Annotated in this window: 1 protein-coding gene; it reads left to right on the forward strand. The window is 41.7% G+C overall.

Annotated features, from left to right (window positions below; all coding sequences use genetic code 11):
- Positions 1-902 (forward strand): Si-specific NAD(P)(+) transhydrogenase (gene sthA / locus A3761_RS03790; RefSeq protein WP_068749843.1); only part of this gene is annotated, 902 nt, incomplete at its 5' end.
- Positions 903-1,071: the final 169 nt, after the last annotated feature.

A 1,071-nucleotide genomic window follows, 5' to 3' on the forward strand; every position in this document is an offset into this window, starting at 1 on the left:
GTGATTCGGTATTGCAGCTTAGCCATACTCCACGCACTATGGTTATTTATGGTGCCGGTGTTATTGGCTCCGAGTATGCATCAATTTTTTCAGGTTTAGGTGTGAAAGTCGACCTGATTAATCCTGGCGAGAAATTACTATCATTCCTTGATGATGAGATTTCTGATGCGCTTAGCTATCACCTTCGAAACAATGGTGTTCTTGTCCGACACAACGAAACCTACGAGACAGTTGTCGGTACCGATTACGGTGTAGAGGTTACTTTCGAGTCGGGCAAAAAGATCAAAGCTGATGCTTTTCTTTGGTGTAATGGTCGCAGCGGCAATACCCAAAATCTTGGGCTAGAAAATATAGGTCTTGAAGCAAACTCACGCGGTCAGCTTTCAATTGACGACCACTATCGAACAGATGTAGAGAATATCTATGCTGTAGGTGATGTGATTGGTTGGCCAGCACTTGCTAGCGCTGCTTACGATCAAGGTCGCTCTGCTTCATCCGCTTTGCTTAACGATAGTTACTTCAGGTTTATTAATGATGTACCTACCGGTATCTATACGATCCCAGAAATTAGCTCTGTCGGTAAGAATGAAAAGGAGCTTACGGAAGCCAAAGTTCCTTATGAAGTAGGGCAGGCATTTTTCAAAGACTTGGCTAGAGCTCAGATTACCGGTGAAGCGGTCGGAATGCTTAAAATATTGTTCCATCGTGAGACCAAAAAAATATTGGGAATCCATTGCTTTGGAGATCAGGCGGCCGAAATCGTACACATCGGTCAGGCGATTATGAATCAGGAAGGTGATGCAAATACCCTAGATTACTTCATTAATACCACATTTAACTACCCAACTATGGCAGAAGCATATCGTGTTGCGGCACTAAATGGTCTTAATCGCATATTCTGATTTTAAACTTTTCGTCATTTTTCTTCGATTTGATAGCGTTTTTTGAACGCTCTTTTTCTTTTTGTTGTCTCAGTTCACGCTTCGGAATTCCTTCATTTGTAAGACTTTTTCTGATTTTGTAGCATTAGGGATATTTTGTAATAAAGCCGACTATCGCTACAACTGACTA

It is taken from the genome of Oleiphilus sp. HI0123, assembly GCF_001635315.1.